Origin of the sequence: Stenotrophomonas sp. NA06056 (genome assembly GCF_013364355.1) — a bacterium.
In the GTDB taxonomy this organism is placed as follows: domain Bacteria; phylum Pseudomonadota; class Gammaproteobacteria; order Xanthomonadales; family Xanthomonadaceae; genus Stenotrophomonas.
This window is the reverse complement of record NZ_CP054931.1, coordinates 1119534-1137487: the sequence shown is the minus strand read 5'-3', so window position 1 is coordinate 1137487 and position 17954 is coordinate 1119534. Positions and strand designations below refer to the sequence as shown.

13 protein-coding genes are annotated in these 17954 nt (G+C 67.9%); 10 read left to right on the top strand and 3 right to left on the bottom strand.

Annotation, left to right across the window (positions count from 1 at the left end):
• Positions 1–20 precede the first annotated feature (20 nt).
• Positions 21–719, top strand: a complete 699-nt coding sequence (locus tag HUT07_RS04905; RefSeq protein WP_176019989.1) for an RNA pseudouridine synthase — start codon at positions 21–23, stop codon at positions 717–719.
• A gap of 162 nt (positions 720–881) precedes the next feature.
• The gene (locus tag HUT07_RS04900; protein WP_176019988.1) at positions 882–2450 is read left to right on the top strand and encodes a phospholipase D family protein; all 1569 of its coding nucleotides are present in this window, start codon (positions 882–884) and stop codon (positions 2448–2450) included.
• A gap of 3 nt (positions 2451–2453) precedes the next feature.
• Here HUT07_RS04900 and HUT07_RS04895 read toward each other — a convergent pair whose 3' ends face one another.
• Positions 2454–3533 (bottom strand): HDOD domain-containing protein, encoded by a 1080-nt coding sequence (locus HUT07_RS04895; RefSeq protein ID WP_176019987.1) that lies wholly within the window; start codon positions 3531–3533, stop codon positions 2454–2456.
• 275 nt (positions 3534–3808) lie between these two features.
• Between HUT07_RS04895 and HUT07_RS04890 the strand changes: the two genes are divergently transcribed.
• Positions 3809–4906 (top strand): Glu/Leu/Phe/Val dehydrogenase, encoded by a 1098-nt coding sequence (locus HUT07_RS04890; RefSeq protein WP_176019986.1) that lies wholly within the window; start codon positions 3809–3811, stop codon positions 4904–4906.
• A gap of 85 nt (positions 4907–4991) precedes the next feature.
• Here HUT07_RS04890 and HUT07_RS04885 read toward each other — a convergent pair whose 3' ends face one another.
• Positions 4992–7829, bottom strand: a complete 2838-nt coding sequence (locus HUT07_RS04885; protein WP_176019985.1) for a S8 family serine peptidase — start codon at positions 7827–7829, stop codon at positions 4992–4994.
• A gap of 181 nt (positions 7830–8010) precedes the next feature.
• Between HUT07_RS04885 and HUT07_RS04880 the strand changes: the two genes are divergently transcribed.
• From HUT07_RS04880 to HUT07_RS04870, 3 genes are all read left to right on the top strand, one after another.
• Positions 8011–9186, top strand: a complete 1176-nt coding sequence (locus HUT07_RS04880; protein WP_176019984.1) for a thiolase family protein — start codon at positions 8011–8013, stop codon at positions 9184–9186.
• A 124-nt stretch (positions 9187–9310) separates the two neighbouring features.
• On the top strand, positions 9311–9652 hold the full coding sequence (locus HUT07_RS04875; RefSeq protein WP_089236409.1) for a hypothetical protein: 342 nt from the start codon (positions 9311–9313) through the stop codon (positions 9650–9652).
• 147 nt (positions 9653–9799) lie between these two features.
• A complete protein-coding gene (locus HUT07_RS04870; protein WP_176019983.1) occupies positions 9800–10210 on the top strand; it encodes a hypothetical protein in 411 nt (136 codons plus the stop codon).
• A 292-nt stretch (positions 10211–10502) separates the two neighbouring features.
• On the opposite strand, the gene HUT07_RS04865 is transcribed toward HUT07_RS04870, so the two are convergent.
• Entirely contained in the window at positions 10503–12140 is a 1638-nt protein-coding gene (locus HUT07_RS04865) for an acyl-CoA dehydrogenase family protein (RefSeq protein ID WP_176019982.1), read from the bottom strand.
• 114 nt (positions 12141–12254) lie between these two features.
• On the opposite strand from HUT07_RS04865, the gene HUT07_RS04860 reads away from it, so the two are divergent.
• The 4 genes from HUT07_RS04860 to pdeM are packed head-to-tail and all read left to right on the top strand — an operon-like array spanning position 12255 to position 17944.
• Positions 12255–13253: a ligase-associated DNA damage response exonuclease gene (locus HUT07_RS04860; protein ID WP_176019981.1), complete on the top strand. Its 999-nt coding sequence runs from the start codon at positions 12255–12257 to the stop codon at positions 13251–13253.
• Positions 13250–14857 carry an ATP-dependent DNA ligase gene (locus tag HUT07_RS04855; protein ID WP_176019980.1) on the top strand — a complete coding sequence of 536 codons (1608 nt, stop codon included), beginning with the start codon at positions 13250–13252 and terminating at the stop codon, positions 14855–14857. The genes HUT07_RS04860 and HUT07_RS04855 overlap by 4 nt, the downstream gene beginning before the upstream one ends.
• A complete protein-coding gene (locus HUT07_RS04850; protein ID WP_176019979.1) occupies positions 14854–17313 on the top strand; it encodes a ligase-associated DNA damage response DEXH box helicase in 2460 nt (819 codons plus the stop codon). The genes HUT07_RS04855 and HUT07_RS04850 overlap by 4 nt, the downstream gene beginning before the upstream one ends.
• On the top strand, positions 17303–17944 hold the full coding sequence (pdeM, locus tag HUT07_RS04845) for a ligase-associated DNA damage response endonuclease PdeM (protein ID WP_176019978.1): 642 nt from the start codon (positions 17303–17305) through the stop codon (positions 17942–17944). The genes HUT07_RS04850 and pdeM overlap by 11 nt, the downstream gene beginning before the upstream one ends.
• Positions 17945–17954 lie beyond the last annotated feature (10 nt).

Genomic DNA, 17954 nt, shown 5'->3' with positions numbered 1-17954 from the left:
CCCTGCCTGACCTTTCCGCCATGGAACCGACCCGTCTCGACAAACGCCTGTCCGCCCTGCTCGGCATCCCGCGTGGTGAAGCGCGGCGCTACATCGAGGGCGGCTGGGTCAGCGTCGATGGCGAAGTGGTGGAACAGCCGCAGCGGCCGGTGGACGAGAGCGCCAGCATCGTGGTGGCCGAGCAGGCCAGCGACAGCAAGGCCGAGCGTGCCAGCATGCTGCTGCACAAACCGGCGGGCGTGCCGGCCGATGCCCTGTGCGCGCTGATCCGCTCTGAAACCCGCAGCGAACTGGATGCCAGTGACATCCGTCCGCTGCAGCGGCATTTCCACGGTCTGCAGCTGGCATCGTCGCTGCCGGCCGACGACAGCGGTCTGGTGGTGGTCAGTCAGGACCCGGCGGTGCTCGCACACCTGCAGCGGAACCTCGGCCGCACCGAACAGGAGTACCTGGTCGAAGTGGCTGAAGGTGGTCCGGAACGTGGACCGTGGCTGATGGCCCGGCTGCAGCATGAAGCGGGCGGCCCCAAGGTCAGCTGGCAAAGCGAGCAGCGCCTGCGTTTTGCAGGCAAGGGGCTGACTGCGAAGGGGCTGAGGACTGCGGTTACGGCTGCCGGCCTGCAGGTTGTGGCCGTGCGTCGTCTGCGCATCGGTCGAGTGGCGTTGGGCCCGTTGGCCGTGGGCCAGTGGCGCTACCTGGGCAGCGACGAGCGGTTCTGAGTCTCGGGGCTTCATCCACGCATGGCGTGGATCTACTGATGGCGCGCCATCCAGGCATGGCGTGGATCTACTGATGGCGCGCCATCTAGGCATGGCGTGGATCTACCTCCGCGCATGGTGTGGGGCTTCATCCACGCATGGCGTGGATCTACCATCGGCGTCATGAGTCTACGCAAACCCCTATGGCGGCGCCTGCTGCGCGTCGCCGTGATCATCATCGCGGCCCTGCTTCTGCTGGTTCTGTCCGGCCTGCTGCTGGCCGACCATCTGGCCCCGCAGGCGCGCGGCGACGCGTCACAGGTCCTGCCCCTGCAGCCTGCGCAGACGATCATCGATCGGCAGATGATGCCCCTGCTGGCGGCCCATCCGGGGCAGTCAGGCGTGGCCTTCCTCAGCGATGGCATGGATGCATTCGCCGCCCGCGCGATGATCACCGAACATGCCGGCCGCAGCCTGGATCTGCAGTACTACATCTGGCACGACGATCTGATCGGCCACCTGATGGCCAAGGCGCTGTACGACGCTGCCGAACGTGGCGTGCGTGTGCGCATCCTGCTCGATGACATGAATGCCAAGGACAAGGATGCGCTGATGATGGCGCTCGATGCGCATCCCAACATCGAGCTTCGCCTGTACAACCCGTTCCGCAACCGCAGCGGCATCGCCCGCACGCTGGAGTTGGTGCAACGCGCCTTCAGCGTGAACCATCGCATGCACAACAAGAGCTGGATCGCCGATGGCCGCATTGCCATCGTCGGTGGCCGCAACATCGGCGAGGAGTATTTCAGCGCGCGCAGCGACGTGAATTTCCAGGACCTGGACCTGGTGGTCGCCGGCCCGGCCGTGCAGCAGGCCAGCCAGATTTTCGACGACTACTGGAACAGTGACGCGGCAATTCCAATCTCGGCGCTGGCCATCTACACCGATGCGCAACTGCGCCAGCTGGTACGCCAGTCCGACCTGGACGCGCTGCTTGCACAGGCTCAACCGTACCTGCAGCGCGTGGCCGAGTCGCGCCAGCGCCAGCGCGCCAGCCCGGAGCCTCTGCACTGGAGCACGCAGGTCCGGATCGTGTCCGATCCACCGATGAAGCACCACGGCGATGCGCACGACGACTGGCTGGTCACCGAGCTGGTCCGGCAGTTGCAGTCGACACGTTACAAGGCCCTGTTGATCTCGCCGTACTTCGTGCCCGGCAGCGAAGGGCTGGACGGCCTTTCCGCGATGGCCGGAGGTGGCGCCCAGGTTGGCGTGGTGACCAACTCGCTGGCGGCCAACGATGTGGCTGCCGTGCACGGTGGCTACATGGGCTACCGGGTGCCGCTGCTGAAGGCCGGCGTGCAGTTGTACGAACTGAAGGCAAATGGCCAGGCCACTGACGGCAGCCTGTTCGGCAGCAGTGGCGCCAGCTTGCACACCAAGGCATTGCTGGTGGACGACCAGCGCGGGTTCGTCGGCTCGTTCAACCTTGATCCGCGTTCGGCCTATCTCAACACCGAGATGGGCGTGCTGTTCGACGACCCGGTGCTGGGCGCACAGCTGCGTACGGAATACCTGCGCCTGGCCAGCCCGGAGCACAGCTGGTGGCTGGCACTGGGTGCCAATGACGAACTGCGCTGGCTGCAGCGCGAGCCGCCGCCGCACTGGGTCGAAGCCGAACCTGGCAGCAGCCTCGGCAAACGCTGGACGGCGCGGGTGATCAGCTGGTTGCCGCTGGAATCCCAACTGTAGCGATCAGGAGGCAGGCCCCTCGCCATCGCCGTGCACGCTCTCATCCAGGGTTTCCACATTGCGCCCATGCAGGCGCCGCCAGATCCAGCGCAGCGCGTGCGGTGGCGCTGCCGGCAACTGCTCCAGCAGGGCCAGCATGCGGCCCTGGCTGGCATGCCCATGCCGACACAGCAGACTGGCCGCCGCAGCGGCACTGGCCAGGCGCAGGCTGTCGGCCAGCGGACCGTCGGCGTCAGGGGCCAGAGCCTGATGCACCGGTTCGGGCAGTTCCCAGGCGGCCGCCACACGCTGAGCCAGCGGCTGAGACCACTGCTGCAGCAACTGCAGGGCCAGCGCCGGCTCCACCGCTTCGCCGCGCGCCTGCGCTTCCTGCAGCAGTTGGCGCATGACCAGCGCCGCACCCAGCCCCTGCACCAGGCCCAGCCATTGCGCAGCGAAGGCATCGCCAAAGGTGACCGTGCGTGCGTGGTCGGCGGCCGCGCGCGAAGCCAGCAGCGCGTGCTCCCATATGATCGAACTGAACTGCGGGAACACCTCGCACTGCACCTGCATCACCGGCTGCACCAGCACGGCACTGATGATCTGCCGCACACCTTCGGTGCCGACCAGGGTCACCGCCCGCTGCAGGCTTTCCACCGGTCGCTCGTGCACCTTGTAGGCCGGACTGTTGGCGATCCGCAGCAGGTTGCCGGTCAGCACCGGATCCTGGCCGATGATCGCGGCCATCACCCGCGCCGATGCAACGTCGTCGTTGACCGTCTGGATCAGCTGCGGCAACAGCTGCGGGCGCCGCGGCAACTGCCGGGTGGCCCAGTCGCGGTCCTGCAGTGCACGGTCCACCGCTTCGGCCAGACCCGATGCGCTGACCGCCACCGGCTCACCTGCCAGGCGCGGATACAGTGCCAGCGCATGCAGTCCGCGCTGCAGGTGAGCGGCCACCTCGGCCGCCGGCAAGGCGTCACCCTGCAGGCTGGCCGCCGCTGCGGCCACGGCCTGGCGGGGTGCTGCGGCCAGGCGTGACGGGGCCTGCCCGCCCAGCTGCGACAGCCAACGGAGCACCGATCGCCACCACGCTGCGGTCATCGCCGCCCATCCTGTCGTTGTCCTGCTGCTGCCACGGCCTGCCCCTGCACCTTCATCACATCCGGCCACCTGCCGTCGTCGCAGCATCGGCCGCACTTTCATCTTCTTTAACCCGGGCGCCTCCAGCGTCCACGGCATATCCCGGGCGAATGGACTAGAATGGCGCCGCGCGACCCGTCCCCCTGTACCGACGACGTCGCTTTTTTTGTTTTCGGACCCTACCGTTCATTGGCAGTTCGCCGCAGTTCACCGCAGATCGCGCCATCGGAGACCCCATGCTATTCGAAACCCTCGCAACCACCGGCCACGAACAGGTGGTGTTCTGCCACAACCAGGATGCCGGCCTGCGGGCGATCATCGCCATCCACAACACCACCCTGGGCCCTGCCCTGGGCGGAGTGCGCATGCGCCCTTACGCCAGCACCGACGATGCGCTGGCCGACGTGCTGCGGCTGAGCCGCACGATGACCTACAAGAATGCGCTGGCCGGTCTCAATGTCGGTGGCGGCAAGGCGGTGATCATCGGCGACCCCAAGACCGACAAGACCGAAGTGCTGTTCCGCGCCTTCGGCCGCTACGTCGATTCGCTGGGCGGTCGCTACATCACGGCCGAGGATGTCGGTACCGACGTCAACGACATGGAGAACATCTACCTGGAAAGCCAGTTCGTGACCGGCGTGCACCAGGTCCATGGCGGCTCGGGAGATCCGGCCCCGTTCACCGCCTATGGCGCGCTGCAGGCGCTGATGGCCTCGATGCGCTTCAAGTTCGGCCATGAGGAAGTGGGCAAGACCAGCATCGCGGTGCAGGGCCTGGGCCATATCGGCATGGAACTGGTGAAGCTGCTGCGTGACCGCGGCGCCAAGCTGTATGTCACCGATCTGGACAGTGCACTGGTGGATCGTGCGGTCAGCGATTTCGGCGCCGAGGCCGTGAAGCCGGACGAGATCCACGAAGTGAACGCCGATGTGTTCGCGCCGTGCGCGCTGGAAGGCGCGATCAACGCCGACACCCTGCCGCGGATCAAGGCGAAGATCATCTGCGGCACCGCCAACAACCAGCTGTCCAGCCTGGAGATCGGCGACGAGCTGCATGCGCGCGGCATCCTGTATGCGCCGGACTATGCGGTCAACGCCGGTGGCGTGATGAACGTGTCCCTGGAAATCGACGGTTACAACCGCGAGCGCGCGATGCGGCTGATCCGCAGCATCTACCACAACCTGACGCGCATCTTCGAACTGTCGCAGCGCGAGAACATCGCCCCGCAGCGTGCCGCCGACCGGATCGCCGAAGCGCGCATCCTGTCGATCGGCAAGCTGAAGATGCCGCTGGGCCGCAGCACGCCGCGCCTGGGCAACCTGCGCGGCGGTTGATCGCCGCCTTCACGAACCGGGCGCGTGCCGACCGTGGGTCGGCACCGCCGAGTAGACGCGCCGGGCAGCAGGCCCGGCGCTACGATCAGAAGCCCGTGCTGTAGCGCAGCGCCGCCTGCCGGGCATCATTGCCACCCACGCGCTGGTCGATACCCAGGCTCAAGCGGCCATTGCGGCCCCACCACGATTCCAGTGCCAGGCCGAACAAGGCACTGCCACGTGGCGCGTCAATACCGGCCAACGGCGCCCAGGCATCAACGCCGACAAAACTTGCCTGCCGGGCCTGCTCACTGCCATCCAGCCGTTGTTGCCATTCGGCATGGCCGCGCAGGGTCCAGCGGCCCCACTGGCGTTCACCACGCAGGCCCGCCAGCATCTGGCTGCGCTGCGCACGCGACGCTTCACCACGCAGGCCGAAGCCGAAGCCGCCCTGCTCGCTGAAGCCATCGGTATCCAGGCGTGTACTGCTGGCCCCCAGGTACGGGGTCAACGACGCACCGATGCGACCGAAACGATAGCCGCCTTCGACGCTGGCACTGCTGAAACGCCCGCCGTAGCGCGCGGAGACACCGTAGGCACCTGCGCCCAGCAGCAACTGACGGTCCAGTTCACGGGCGAACTGGCCGGTGCCGAACTGGGCCAGGGCATAGCCACGCCCCAGGTTCCAGCCGGCATACAGTTGCGCCTGCGTCTGGCGGTCGCGACCGCGATCGCCACTGAAGTTGCTGCCGCCGTTGCTGCGGGTTTCACCGAAGGCCATGCCCAGCAGACCGTTGCTGCCCAGTGCTACGTCCTGGCCGGCCATCCAGCCCCGGCTGTCGGCGGCATTGCCGGCAAAACTGCCCTGCCCGGCTTCACCCAGCGCGCTCTGCCAGGCGCCACGCAGCTTCGGCGCCGCCTGCACGCGGTCGAAGCGCTCGGCAACTGCACGGCGCGACATGTCCACGCTGTCGAAGGTCGACGCTTCAGCGCGTGCATGCGCCTGTCCGGACAGGCTTTCGAGGCTCGCCGACAGGCCATCGGTGCCGCCCGCCGTACGCTGCAGCTCGCCGGCCGCCACGCCGAACGCCGAACCCTGCAGGTTCGTATTGCGGTCCAGCGCAGTGAATGCCGACGACACCCGCAGTGCCGATGCCTGTGCAGTGGCACCCAGACCGGACGCGGCAGCGGAAACATTGACCTGGGTCAGGTCCATCCACGCGTCGTTGCTGCTGTAGCCGTACTGCGCCTGCAGCAGGGTCAGGCCGTTGGCACCGGTGTTGGACACCGGGGTGGTGAACGTACCGTTGATGCCGCCGTTGGCATGGATCAGGCCCTGGCGGCTGCCGACCTGCGGCACGTAGCCGGAAACGATGCCATTGACCACCACGCCACCGGCCAGGCGTGCGGTGCCGGTCACCTGCAGCGGGTTCACGCCCAGCGCGACAATCAGCTGCGCATCCGGCCGCTGACTGTAATTGCCTTCGATGGTCGCGTTGGTGTTGGCGTTGGTCAGCACCACGCTGGCGCCGTTGTCGACGTTGCCGATCACCCGTGGCGTGCCCGGCATGAACTGCAGCCCGACCATCGAGGCACCGCCGGCACCAGAGATGCTGACGTTGGAACGAATCACAGCACCGCCCCGCAGGGCCAGGCTGCCGCGCTCGATGCGGGTCGCACCGCTGTAGCTGTTGTTGCCGCTCAGCTCCAGCCGGCCGTCGCCGCGCTTGACCAGGCCACCCGTGCCGGCGATGTCGTTGCTCCAGAGCGAGCCCGAGGAAGACGCATCGACATTGACCGTCACATCGCCCCAGTCGAAGCGGCCGGGGCCGTTCACCGCCTTGCCGACGTTGAGCATGCCGTAGCCAAAGACCGCATCGACGCCTGGCGCGCCGATGTCGGTAGCGGTGCCCAGCAGGGTCTGCCGCACCAGGTCGTTGTCGAAGTACGGGTAGCGCTGCCAGACCAGCGCAGCGGCACCGGAGATCAGCGGTGCGGCGAACGATGTACCGTAATTCCACAGATACTTGCCGGTACCCGGCTCTGGGAACACCGCGCTGCCGGGAGCGGTCAGGCAGTAGCGCGCCGTGTCGCCACAGGCGTTGGCCCAGGGCGCGCGTTCACCCGGCTTGTTCGGATCGATCGCGGTGGCCACCAGCCAGCCCTTCTCCAGGTCGGCCGCCGGCAGCGTTCCACCAAAGCCACGCTGGCTGGGCAGCGCAGCCACGCTGCTGGGCTGGTCGCGCCCCTCGTTGCCCGCAGCGAACACCACCAGGCCACCATGGTTGATGATGAAGGGGCGGTATTCGGCCGCGACCTGCGCGGTGGTGCCGAGGTCGGTCCAGTAGAGGCCGCCCCAGGAATTGTTCATCACCTTCACGCCGTAGTTGATCAGGTCCTGGTGGACCCCGGCCACGCCCAGCGTGCCGCTGAAGGAATTGCCGTTGCCGCTGCCGTCATCCTTGGGCTCGGTGTCGGAAATGATGCGCGCCGAGACGATCTCCGCACCGGGGGCGATCCCCCCCGGCCAGACGCCCACCGATGCGCCGGCGGCCAGGCTGGCGACGGCCGTGCCATGGCCAAGCACGTCGTCGACTCTGAGATTGTTGCGACTCGGGTCGATGTAGTTGAGGTTGGCCACCACCCGTCCGTTCAGTGCCTCGGCATTGCGCAGCACGCCCGAATCGACAATGCCGATGCGCACGCCGCGACCGGTCGCGCCAGCGGCCTGTGCGGCACGCGCGTTGGTCTGTGCCAGATGCGCATCCACAGCCGGTTCCAGCGGTCTGCCGGCTGGCGGCGGAGTAACCGGGGGGGTAACGGGAGGCGTGACCGGTGGCGGGTCGATGCGCACGTTGCTGCCGCCTCCTCCACCGCCACACGCCGACAGCGCCACTGCCAGCGCCGATGCCAGGACCGACCTTCCCATCGTCTTACGTTCCATCGTTTCCTTCCCATGAACGTTGGCCTGCCGCCATCCGGGCAGGCATCAAGGACTGCCCAGCGGCAGTCTTCGCCGACCCTCTATACTGAGCCGACCCCCACGCAGTCTGCCGGGAAACGGCGCCGCATCCAACAGCCGCCGTCTCCTTTCCGAACATTGCTCACGCATCAACGAGATTGCCATGTCCAACATCGTCATCGCCGCCGCCAAGCGCACCGCCATCGGCTCCTTCCTCGGCCAGTTCAACGGCGTTCCGACCCCGACCCTCGGCGCGGCCGCCATTGCCGCCGCACTGGAACAGTCGGGCGTTCCTGCCAGCGACGTCTCCGAAGTCCTGATGGGCTGCGTGCTGCCGGCCAACCTCGGCCAGGCCCCTGCCCGCCAGGCGGCGATCGCCGCCGGCATCCCGCTGTCGGTCGGTGCGACCACCCTCAACAAAGTCTGCGGTTCGGGCATGAAGGCCATCATGCTCGGCCATGACCTGATCAAGGCCGGTTCGGCCAGGATCGTGGTCGCCGGCGGCATGGAATCGATGTCCAACGCCCCGCACCTGCTGCCCAATTCGCGCACCGGCAACCGTTTCGGCAACTTCCAGGCCGTGGACCACATGGCCCACGATGGCCTGGTCAACGCCTATGACGGCAAGGCCATGGGCGAATTCGCCGAATGCGCCGTGGACAAATACCAGTTCACCCGCGAAGAGCAGGACGCCTACTCCATCGAATCGGTCAAGCGCGCTCAGGCGGCCCAGGCCAACGGTGCCTTCGCCGACGAAATCGTTGCGGTGAAGGTCGCCACCCGCAAGGGTGAGGTCGAGGTCACCAGCGACGAACAGCCCGGCCGTTCGGACATTGCCAAGATCCCGACCCTGCGCCCGGCCTTCAAGAAGGACGGCAGCGTGACCGCCGCCAGCTCCTCCAGCATTTCCGACGGCGCCGCCGCGGTGGTCCTGCTGACCGAAGAAGATGCTGTCGCACGCGGCCTGCAGCCGCTGGCGCGGATCGTCGGCCACGCCACCCATTCGCAGGAGCCGGAGTGGTTCACCACGGCCCCGATCGGCGCCATCCACACGCTGCTGGAGAAGACCGGCTGGTCGCTGGACCAGATCGATCTGTTCGAAGTCAACGAGGCCTTCGCCGTGGTGGCCATGGCACCGATGCGCGAACTGGGCATCCCGCACGACAAGCTCAACGTGAATGGCGGTGCCTGCGCACTGGGCCATCCGATCGGTGCCTCCGGCGCACGCCTGGTGGTCACCTTGGTCAATGCATTGCGCACGCGGGGCGGCAAGCGCGGCATTGCCACCCTGTGCATCGGCGGCGGCGAAGCGACGGCTATCGCCATCGAGTTGATCTGAAAGGGTTTAACGTCTATTTCGCAAAAATGAATGCGGGATCGCTTGACACCCAATCTTGGCTTGTCATCATGTTGTCGGCGCGCAGCATGCGCGTTGCCTAATTCTAACGACGAGGATTTACACAATGAGCATCAACAAGCTGCTGGTCGCGATGTCCCTGGCTCTGGCCCTGGCCGCCTGCTCGAAGCAGGAAGCTGCCCAGGACGCCGCTGCTTCGGCCAACCAGGCCGCCACCGAAGCCCAGGCTGCTGCCGACCAGGCCGCCGCTGCTGGCGCCCAGACCGCCGACGCTGCCCAGCAGGCCGCTGACACCGCCGCCACCGCTGCTGACGCTTCGGTTGACGCCGCTGCCCAGGCTGCTGGCGCTGCCACCGACGCTGCTGCCGGCGCTGCTGCCGACGCTGCCAAGGCTGCTGAAGGCACCGCCGAGAAGGCCAAGGACGCTGCTGAAGAAGCCAAGAAGTAATAACTTCTTTCTTCAAGCTGTTCTGAAGAAGCCGCTGGTTCGCCAGCGGCTTTTTCTTTGCGCGCGGTTCTGCGCGGGTCACCACCACGTCTTCACAACGGCATGAATAGGCTGGCGTCCCCATCCATTGCAGTACCGGAGACCGCCATGAAGATTCGCCCGCTGACCACCACCCTGCTGGCCGCCTCCCTGCTGCTGGCACTGGCCGCCTGCAAGGGCCCGGAAGCCGAGCAGGCCAAGCAGGATGCCGCGCAGGCCGCCGACAGCGCCGGCGCCGCCGCACGCGATGCCGTCGACAAGGCCGCCGAAGCCACCCGCGACGCCGCCGACAAGACCGCCGCCGCCTCCGAGCAGGCTGCTGCCGATACCCAGCAGGCGCTGGACAGCGCCGCAGCCGCTACCGCCAATGCCGCCGACAAAGCCAAGGTCGCAGCGACCGATGCTGCCGCCCACGCCAGCGACGCCACGGCCGATGCCGCGCAGAAGGTTGCCGACAAGGCCCGCGATGTGGCCGACGACGCCAAGGCCACTGCCGCCAAGGAAGAAGCCAAGCACTAAGGCCTTCGCGTTCGCCGGGCATGGCCCGGCGCTCGGCTCTACAGGAAAAGCCGCGGCATTGCCGCGGCTTTTCTGCTTTCTGCTTTTCGCTTCTTCTGTTGATTCCGTGCTGGACGCGCACGGAAACCGTCCAAGGCCGCGCGGGTGGGCTGCGCAGGGGTGTCCGCGGCATGGATGCCGCGGCCAAGCCCCCAGGGATGGGTTCACGGCGCCCCCTGCGCAGCCCACCCGCGCGGCCCCGCCCCACACTCCCGCAGCGCCCACCACGAGGGGCTCCGCCGTTGGCCGTCACCTACGGCAGCGCGCGCGCCAGCATCCCCGCCACATCCACCCCGGCCGGCAGCGTGCCGAACGCCAGCCCATGTTCGCCCTGCAGCCGGCTGCGGATGAACGCATCAGCCATCGGACTGCGCGCACGCAGCAACAAGGCCGCCTGCAGCAGCAATGCCGTGCGTTCGCAGAACACCCGCGCCTGCGCCTCCTCCGGCGCCGGCGCATCTCGCCACTGCTGCAGCGCCGCCGCATAGCGCGCATCACGGTCGGCCACCGCCTCCAACTCACCGTGCAGTGCCGCCAGCACCTCCGGTTCGCGCGCCAGCGCGCGCAGCACATCCAGGCACTGGATGTTGCCGCTACCCTCCCAGATCGAATTCAACGGCGCCTGCCGGTACAGCCGCGGCAACATCGATTCCTCCACGTAGCCGGCACCGCCGAGGCATTCCTGTGCCTCGTTGACGAACGCAGGCGCGCGCTTGCATATCCAGTACTTGCCCAATGCCGTACCCAGCCGCGCAAGCGCGGCCTCGGCTGGATCGCTGCCGGCGTGATCGACCGCGCGCGCGATACGCATCGCCAGCACCGTAGCGGCTTCCGATTCCAGCGCCAGATCGGCCAGCACGTTGGCCATCAACGGATGGTCCATCAGGGGCTTTCCAAAGGTGCGCCGATGCCGCGCGTGGTGCAGCGCCTGCGCCAGCGCCATGCGCATTTCCGCCGCAGAACCGAGCATGCAGTCCAGCCGGGTCATCATCACCATGCCGATGATGGTGGCCACGCCACGCCCTTCCTCGCCCACCCGCCAGGCTTGCGCCCCACAGAACTCCACTTCGCTGGAGGCGTTGGCCCAGTCGCCCAGCTTGTCCTTCAAGCGCATCAGGCGGAACGCATTGCGATCGCCGTCGGCCAGCCGTCGCGGCATCAGCAGGCAGGTCAACCCGGCCGGCGCCTGCGCCAGCACCAGGAAGCCATCGCACATGGGGGCGGAGAAGAACCACTTGTGCCCGATCAACCGATAGCGCTCGCCATCGATGGGCTCGGCACGGGTGGTGTTGGCACGTACGTCCGAACCACCCTGCTTCTCGGTCATGCCCATGCCCAGGGTGATGCCGGCCTTGTCGGCCACCGGCACATCACGCGGGTCGTATACCGGTGCGGCGGCCTTGCGCGACCACTCGGCCAGATGCGGCTGCCCGCGCAGCACGGCCACCGCGGCGTGGGTCATGGTCAACGGGCAGCTGGTGCCCGCCTCGGCCTGGTGATGCAGGTAGCTCAGCGCAGCGCGCGCGACATGCGCGCCAGGCTGCGGCTCGTGCCAGGACAGACCTGCAACGCCATGCTCTTTCGCCGTCTGCATCAGCTGGTGGTACGCCGGATGGAATTCCACGGTATCGATGCGATGGCCCTGCGCATCATGGGTACGCAGACGTGGGCGATCGCGGTTGGCGTCGAAGCCGATGCGGTACAGCTCGTCACCGGCCAGCCCTCCGTACACCGCCAGGCGTGGCGCGAAGGCCGCCGCACCCTCGCGCTGCACCGCCTCCATCAGTGCCACGTCGTCGGTCCACAACTGGCGACCGGCGAACGGTGGCGGCTGGTTGAGCACCACGTGGGTTTCGTAGTGAGCGCTGCTGTTGAAGCTCGGTCCACTCATCGGTTCTTTCCCCGCCGGCAAGAGGTGTGCGGCCCGATTGTGCCGTATCGTCCGGCAACCCCGCGTTCAGGCCGATTCTCGCCGCGTGCACGACCGCCACGCCACAGTGATGGCATGGCAGGCAATGACGATCTGGTGGTACTGCGGCCGGAAGGGCTGTACTGCGCGGCAGGCGATTTCCATATCGATCCCTGGCGGCCGGTACCGCGCGCGGTCATCACCCATGGCCATGGCGACCACGCGCGTCCTGGCATGGGCGAATACCACTGCAGCACCGGCAGCGTGCCGATCCTGCGCTGGCGCCTGGGCGATGTGCCGCTGCATGCGCATGCCGAGGGCGTGCCGTTCGCGCTGGGCCGGGTGCAGGTATCGCTGCATCCGGCCGGCCACGTGCTCGGCTCGTCGCAGGTGCGCATCGACGACGGTGAGCAGGTCTGGGTCGCTTCGGGCGACTACAAGCGCCAGCCCGACCCCACCTGCACCCCGTTCGAAGTGGTGCCCTGCGATACCTTCATCACCGAAGCCACGTTCGCGCTGCCGATCTATCGCTGGCCCGATACCCGCGCAGTGGCGGCCGAAATCGCCGCCTGGCGCCGCGAGTGCGCACAGCGGGGGGAAGCGGCCGTGCTGCTCTGCTACGCGCTGGGCAAGGCGCAACGCGTGTTGTCCGAGCTGCGTGCGGTGGATGACCAGCCTGCGTGGTTGCATGGTGCCATCGCCAACGGCGTCGCCGTCTATCGCCAGGCCGGTGTCCCGATGCTCGATACGCTCACCGTTGCCGAGCAGGGACGTCAGCCCGATGCCGCCGGCCAGCTGATCCTGGCGCCGCCTTCAGCCGCCGGTACGCCCTGGCTGCGACGGTTCGGCCGCCACCAGCTTGGATTCGCCTCGGGCTGGATGCAGCTGCGCGGCAACCGCCGCCGACGCAACGTCGACCGCGGCTTCGTGATTTCCGACCATGCCGATTGGCCTGCGCTGCTGCAGACCATCGCGCAGACCGGTGCGCAACGCATCATCGCCACCCACGGCAACACCGATGCGCTGATTCCATACCTGCGCGAACGCGGCGTTGCCGCCGAAGCCTTCCGCACCGATTTCGGGAGCGAGGAATGAAGGCCTTCGCCGCGCTGTACCAGCGGCTGGATCGCAGCACGGCGACGCTGGACAAGCGCGCGGCGCTGATCGACTACTTCCAGCACGCACGACCACACGACGCGGCGTGGGCGCTGTACCTGCTCAGCGGTGGCAAAGTGGGCGGTGCGCGCCGCAGGATCGCGGGCAGCGGCGAACTGCGGACGTGGATCGCTGAAGAATCCGGCCTGCCACCATGGCTGGTCGAGGACAGCTATGCGCAGGTCGGCGACCTTGCCGAAACGCTCACGCTGCTGCTGGATGATCCGGCCAGCGAAGCCGAGGATCGCCCCCTGGCCGACTGGATCGAACAACACCTGCTTGCCGTTGCCAACCAGCCGGAGCCGGTGCGTCGTGCCGCTGTAGTCGAGGGCTGGCGTCAGCTTGCATCGGCCGAACGCCTGGTCTTCAACAAGCTGCTGACCGGTGCACTGCGCGTTGGCGTATCGCAGCGCGTGGTGCAGCAGGCATTGGCCGAATGGTCCGGGCTGGACATCGCCCGCATCGCCCAGCGCATGCTCGGCGACTGGGTGCCCTCCCCCGGCCTGCTGGCCACGTTGCTGTCTGCCGAAGAACTGCCGACCGATCGCCAGCAGCCCTATCCGTTCTTCCTCGCCTCGCCACTGGATGGCGAGCCCACCGAGCGGCTGGGCGAGATCGGCAACTGGCTGCTGGAATGGAAGTGGGACGGCATCCGCCTGCAGTTGCTGCGGCGCCAGGGCGAAGTGGCGTTGTGGTCGCGCGGCGAAGAACGGCTGGATGGTCGCTTCCCGGAAATCGAGCAGGCCGCCGCATTGCTGCCCGATGGCTGCGTGCTGGATGGCGAGCTGCTGGCGTGGGACGAGGCCGACAATCTGCCGCGCGCATTCACTGCGCTGCAGACGCGCATCCAGCGCCGCAAGCCCGGCGCCGCCACCCTGCGCAACACGCCGGTGCGCGTGCTCGCCTACGATCTGCTTGAACGCAACGGTCAGGACCTGCGTGCACTTCCGCTGCAGCAACGTCGCGCGCAGTTGGCCGAGGTGGTCGGCGCGCTCGGTGACCCTCGCATCCAGCTGTCGCCCGAAGTGCGCGCTGACGATTGGCAGCATGCCGCGCAGCTGCGCGACGCATCGCGCGAGCGCGGCGTGGAAGGGCTGATGCTGAAGCGCCGCGATTCGATCTACCAGTCCGGGCGTCGCCGCGGCGACTGGTGGAAGTGGAAGGTCGAACCGCTCACCATCGATGCCGTACTGCTGTATGCGCAGGCGGGTCATGGCCGGCGCAGCACGCTCTACACCGATTACACCTTCGGGGTCTGGGACGGCGACACGCTGGTTCCCGTGGCCAAGGCCTATTCCGGGCTGGACGACAAGGAAATCCTCGCCCTCGACCGCTGGATCCGCGCGCACACCCGCGAGCGCTTCGGCCCGGTACGCAGCGTCAGTGCCGAGCAGGTATTCGAACTCGGTTTCGAAGCGGTCAACCGCAGCGCGCGGCACAAGTCCGGCATCGCCGTGCGCTTTCCACGCATCCTGCGCTGGCGCCACGACAAGCCGGCTGCCGAAGCCGACCACCTGGCCCAGTTGCAGGCGCTGGCGCGATGAAGCGCAGCGATGCGCTGCTGCGCCTGAACGACTGGTTCGGCAGCCACGGCTGGCGCCCCCTGCCCTTCCAGCGCGCGATGTGGCGCCACTACCTGGCCGGCGAATCGGGCCTGCTGCACACGCCCACCGGCAGCGGCAAGACCCTTGCCATGTTCGGCGGCCCGCTGCTGCAGGCGATGCTCGACCCGCCCCCCGCACCGCGCCGTGCCAGCGCGGTACGCCCGCTGCAGGTGCTGTGGGTGACACCACTGCGTGCGCTGGCCAGTGATACCGCACGCGCGCTGCAGGCGCCGATCGACGGCCTTGGCCTGGGCTGGCGCGTGGGGCTGCGCAGCGGCGATGCCAGCAACCGCGACAGGCGCCTGGCCCGCGAAGGTCGCATCGACGTGCTGGTGACCACGCCGGAGTCGCTGGCGCTGTTGCTCAGCTATCCCGACACCCTTGAGCGCATGCGCCAGCTGCGCTGCGTGGTGGTGGACGAATGGCACGAACTGCTGGGCAACAAGCGCGGCGTGCTGCTGCAGTTGAACCTGGCGCTGCTGCGTGCGGCAGCGCCCACGATGCAGCTGTGGGGGCTGTCAGCCACCTTGGGCAATCTGCCGCAGGCGCGCGACGTACTGCTGCCACACCAGCCACAGGCACCGATCGTGGAGGGCGCCCGGCAGCGGCCGGTGACGATCCGCAGCCTGCTGCCCGAACCCGGCGAACGCTTTCCATGGGCCGGGCATCTTGGCCTTTCCCAGCTTCCGCGCGTGCTCGATGCAGTGTTCCGCGCACGCAGCAGCCTGTTTTTCACCAATACGCGTGCGCAGGCCGAACTGTGGCACCAGGCGCTCGCAGCGGTGTGGCCGGAGGATGCCGACACCCTCGCCCTGCACCACGGCTCACTGGATCCCACGCTGCGGCAGCAGGTGGAAGACGGACTGCGTGCGGGCGCGCTGCGGTGCGTGGTGGCCACGTCCAGCCTGGACCTGGGCGTGGACTTTCCGGAAGTTGACCAGGTGCTTCAGCTGGGCAGTCCCAAGGGCGTAGCCCGCCTGCGCCAGCGGGCCGGGCGTGCGCGCCATCGGCCCGGTGCCAGCGGCGAAATACTGTGCATTCCCAGCCACGCGCTGGAACTGGCAGAGTACGCGGCGGCCCGGCGCGCGTTGCATGACGGCGTGATCGAAGCGCGACGTCCCCCCACGTTGTCGCTGGATGTCTTGGCCCAGCACGCGGTCAGTCGTGCGCTGGCTGGCGGCTTCGACGCCGATGCACTGCTGCAGCAGGTTCGTGGCACGCATGCCTTCGCCGCGCTGGAAGACGCGCAATGGAAGGCCGTGCTCGATTTCATCGTGCAAGGCGGACGCGCACTGTCCCGGTATCCGGAGTTCCACAAGGTGGTACGCGATGCCGATGGCATCTACCGCATGCCCGATCGCCGCCAGGCGCTGCGCCACCGGCTGTCGATCGGCACCATCAGCAGCGACGGCAGCGTGCGCGTGCAGTTCCTGCGCGGCGGCAGCCTGGGCGCGGTGGAAGAACAGTTCGCCAGCCGCCTGCGCCGCGGCGACCGCTTCCAGTTCGCAGGACGGCTGCTGGAGCTGGTGCAGCTGCGCGACATGACTGCATTCGTACGCGTGGCGCGCGGCGGTGGTGACGGCGTGGTGCCGCGCTGGCAGGGCGGCCAGCTGCCGTTGTCGATGCCATTGGGACGCGAACTGGAGAGGGTGCTGTCAGGCGCCGACCAGAGCGCGGAGTCGCGCTGGCTTGCGCCACTGCTGGCGTTGCAGTCGCAGCTCTCTGCGCTGCCTTCACCAGGCCACCTGCTGGTGGAAAATGTGCGCCGACGCGAAGGCCAGTTCCTGTTCGTCTATCCCTTTGCTGGGCGCCATGTGCATGAAGCGCTGGCTGCGCTGCTGGCCCTGCGCTGCACCCGGCGGCAACGCAACAGCATCGGCTATGCAGTGAACGACCATGGCCTGGTGCTCGCCCCTGCCACGCCGTTGGACCTGCAGGAACAGGACTGGCGGGCGATGCTGGACGCGGACGATCTGCTGCATGACCTGCGCGAAGCGGTGAACCTGGGCGAGCTGGCGCGCCGTCAGTTCCGCGGCATCGCACGCGTGGCGGGCCTGCTGGTGCCCAGCCTGCCGGGTGGCATGCCACGCTCGCTGCGCCAGCTGCAGGCCTCTGCCGGCTTGCTGCATGACGTGCTGCGCGAACATGATCCGGAACATCTGCTGCTGGTGCTGGCCGAGCATGAGGTGCTGCACGACAGCCTGGATCTGCCCGGCCTGCAGCAAGTGCTGGCAGGCATCGCCACACGTTCGTTGTCGTTGCAGCAGCCATCGTCGCTGACGCCGCTGGCGTTTCCTTTATGGGCCGAGCGCCTGCGTGGGCAGTTCAGCAATGAAGACTGGCGCACGCGCGTGCAGCGTGCCGCGCAGCAACTGGAGCGCCGCCATGGCCGCTGATCTGCCGCTGCAGCTGGGCGGTGAATCCATGCTGCTGCTGGGTGGACGCGCGCTGCTGTGGCCAGCGCGTCGCACGTTGCTGATCGCCGACCTGCACCTGGGCAAGGCGGACGTATTCCGGCGCGCGGGAATCGCCCTGCCGGCCGGAGGTACAAGTACTGATCTGCAGCGCCTGCAGGACATGGTGGCCATCCATCAGTGCCAGCAACTATGGATCCTCGGCGACGTCCTGCATGGCCCGGCACATCGCGCGGCCTGGTACCAGCAATGGCTCGGTTGGCGCGAACAGCATGCCGCGCTGGACATCCACGTGGTGCGCGGCAATCACGACCGTGATCTGCCGAAGGCAGCACTGCAGGTGCGGATGCATGACGACGCACGGTTGGGACCGTTCCTGTTGCGGCACGAGCCGCTGGCCGATGCCTCCACGCACGTGCTGGCGGGCCATGTGCATCCGCAGGTTGCGTTGCCGGCACTGCGTCGGCGCTTCCCCGCGTTCTGGCTGCGCCAGGGCGTCACCGTCCTGCCGGCGTTCTCGGCATTCACCGCCGGTGTCGTGCCTGTGCTGGCAGCGGGCGAACAGCTGCTCGCGTGTGTGGAAGGCAGTGTGGTTCCGCTGCCGGTTCGCTGATGCGTCCAGG

Coding starts and splice junctions, on each gene's coding strand:
- HUT07_RS04905 (WP_176019989.1), top strand. CDS start 21: ATGGAACCGACCCGTCTCGACAAACGCCTGTCCGCCCTGCTCGGCATC.
- HUT07_RS04900 (WP_176019988.1), top strand. CDS start 882: ATGAGTCTACGCAAACCCCTATGGCGGCGCCTGCTGCGCGTCGCCGTG.
- HUT07_RS04895 (WP_176019987.1), bottom strand. CDS start 3,533: ATGACCGCAGCGTGGTGGCGATCGGTGCTCCGTTGGCTGTCGCAGCTG.
- HUT07_RS04890 (WP_176019986.1), top strand. CDS start 3,809: ATGCTATTCGAAACCCTCGCAACCACCGGCCACGAACAGGTGGTGTTC.
- HUT07_RS04885 (WP_176019985.1), bottom strand. CDS start 7,829: ATGGAACGTAAGACGATGGGAAGGTCGGTCCTGGCATCGGCGCTGGCA.
- HUT07_RS04880 (WP_176019984.1), top strand. CDS start 8,011: ATGTCCAACATCGTCATCGCCGCCGCCAAGCGCACCGCCATCGGCTCC.
- HUT07_RS04875 (WP_089236409.1), top strand. CDS start 9,311: ATGAGCATCAACAAGCTGCTGGTCGCGATGTCCCTGGCTCTGGCCCTG.
- HUT07_RS04870 (WP_176019983.1), top strand. CDS start 9,800: ATGAAGATTCGCCCGCTGACCACCACCCTGCTGGCCGCCTCCCTGCTG.
- HUT07_RS04865 (WP_176019982.1), bottom strand. CDS start 12,140: ATGAGTGGACCGAGCTTCAACAGCAGCGCTCACTACGAAACCCACGTG.
- HUT07_RS04860 (WP_176019981.1), top strand. CDS start 12,255: ATGGCAGGCAATGACGATCTGGTGGTACTGCGGCCGGAAGGGCTGTAC.
- HUT07_RS04855 (WP_176019980.1), top strand. CDS start 13,250: ATGAAGGCCTTCGCCGCGCTGTACCAGCGGCTGGATCGCAGCACGGCG.
- HUT07_RS04850 (WP_176019979.1), top strand. CDS start 14,854: ATGAAGCGCAGCGATGCGCTGCTGCGCCTGAACGACTGGTTCGGCAGC.
- pdeM (WP_176019978.1), top strand. CDS start 17,303: ATGGCCGCTGATCTGCCGCTGCAGCTGGGCGGTGAATCCATGCTGCTG.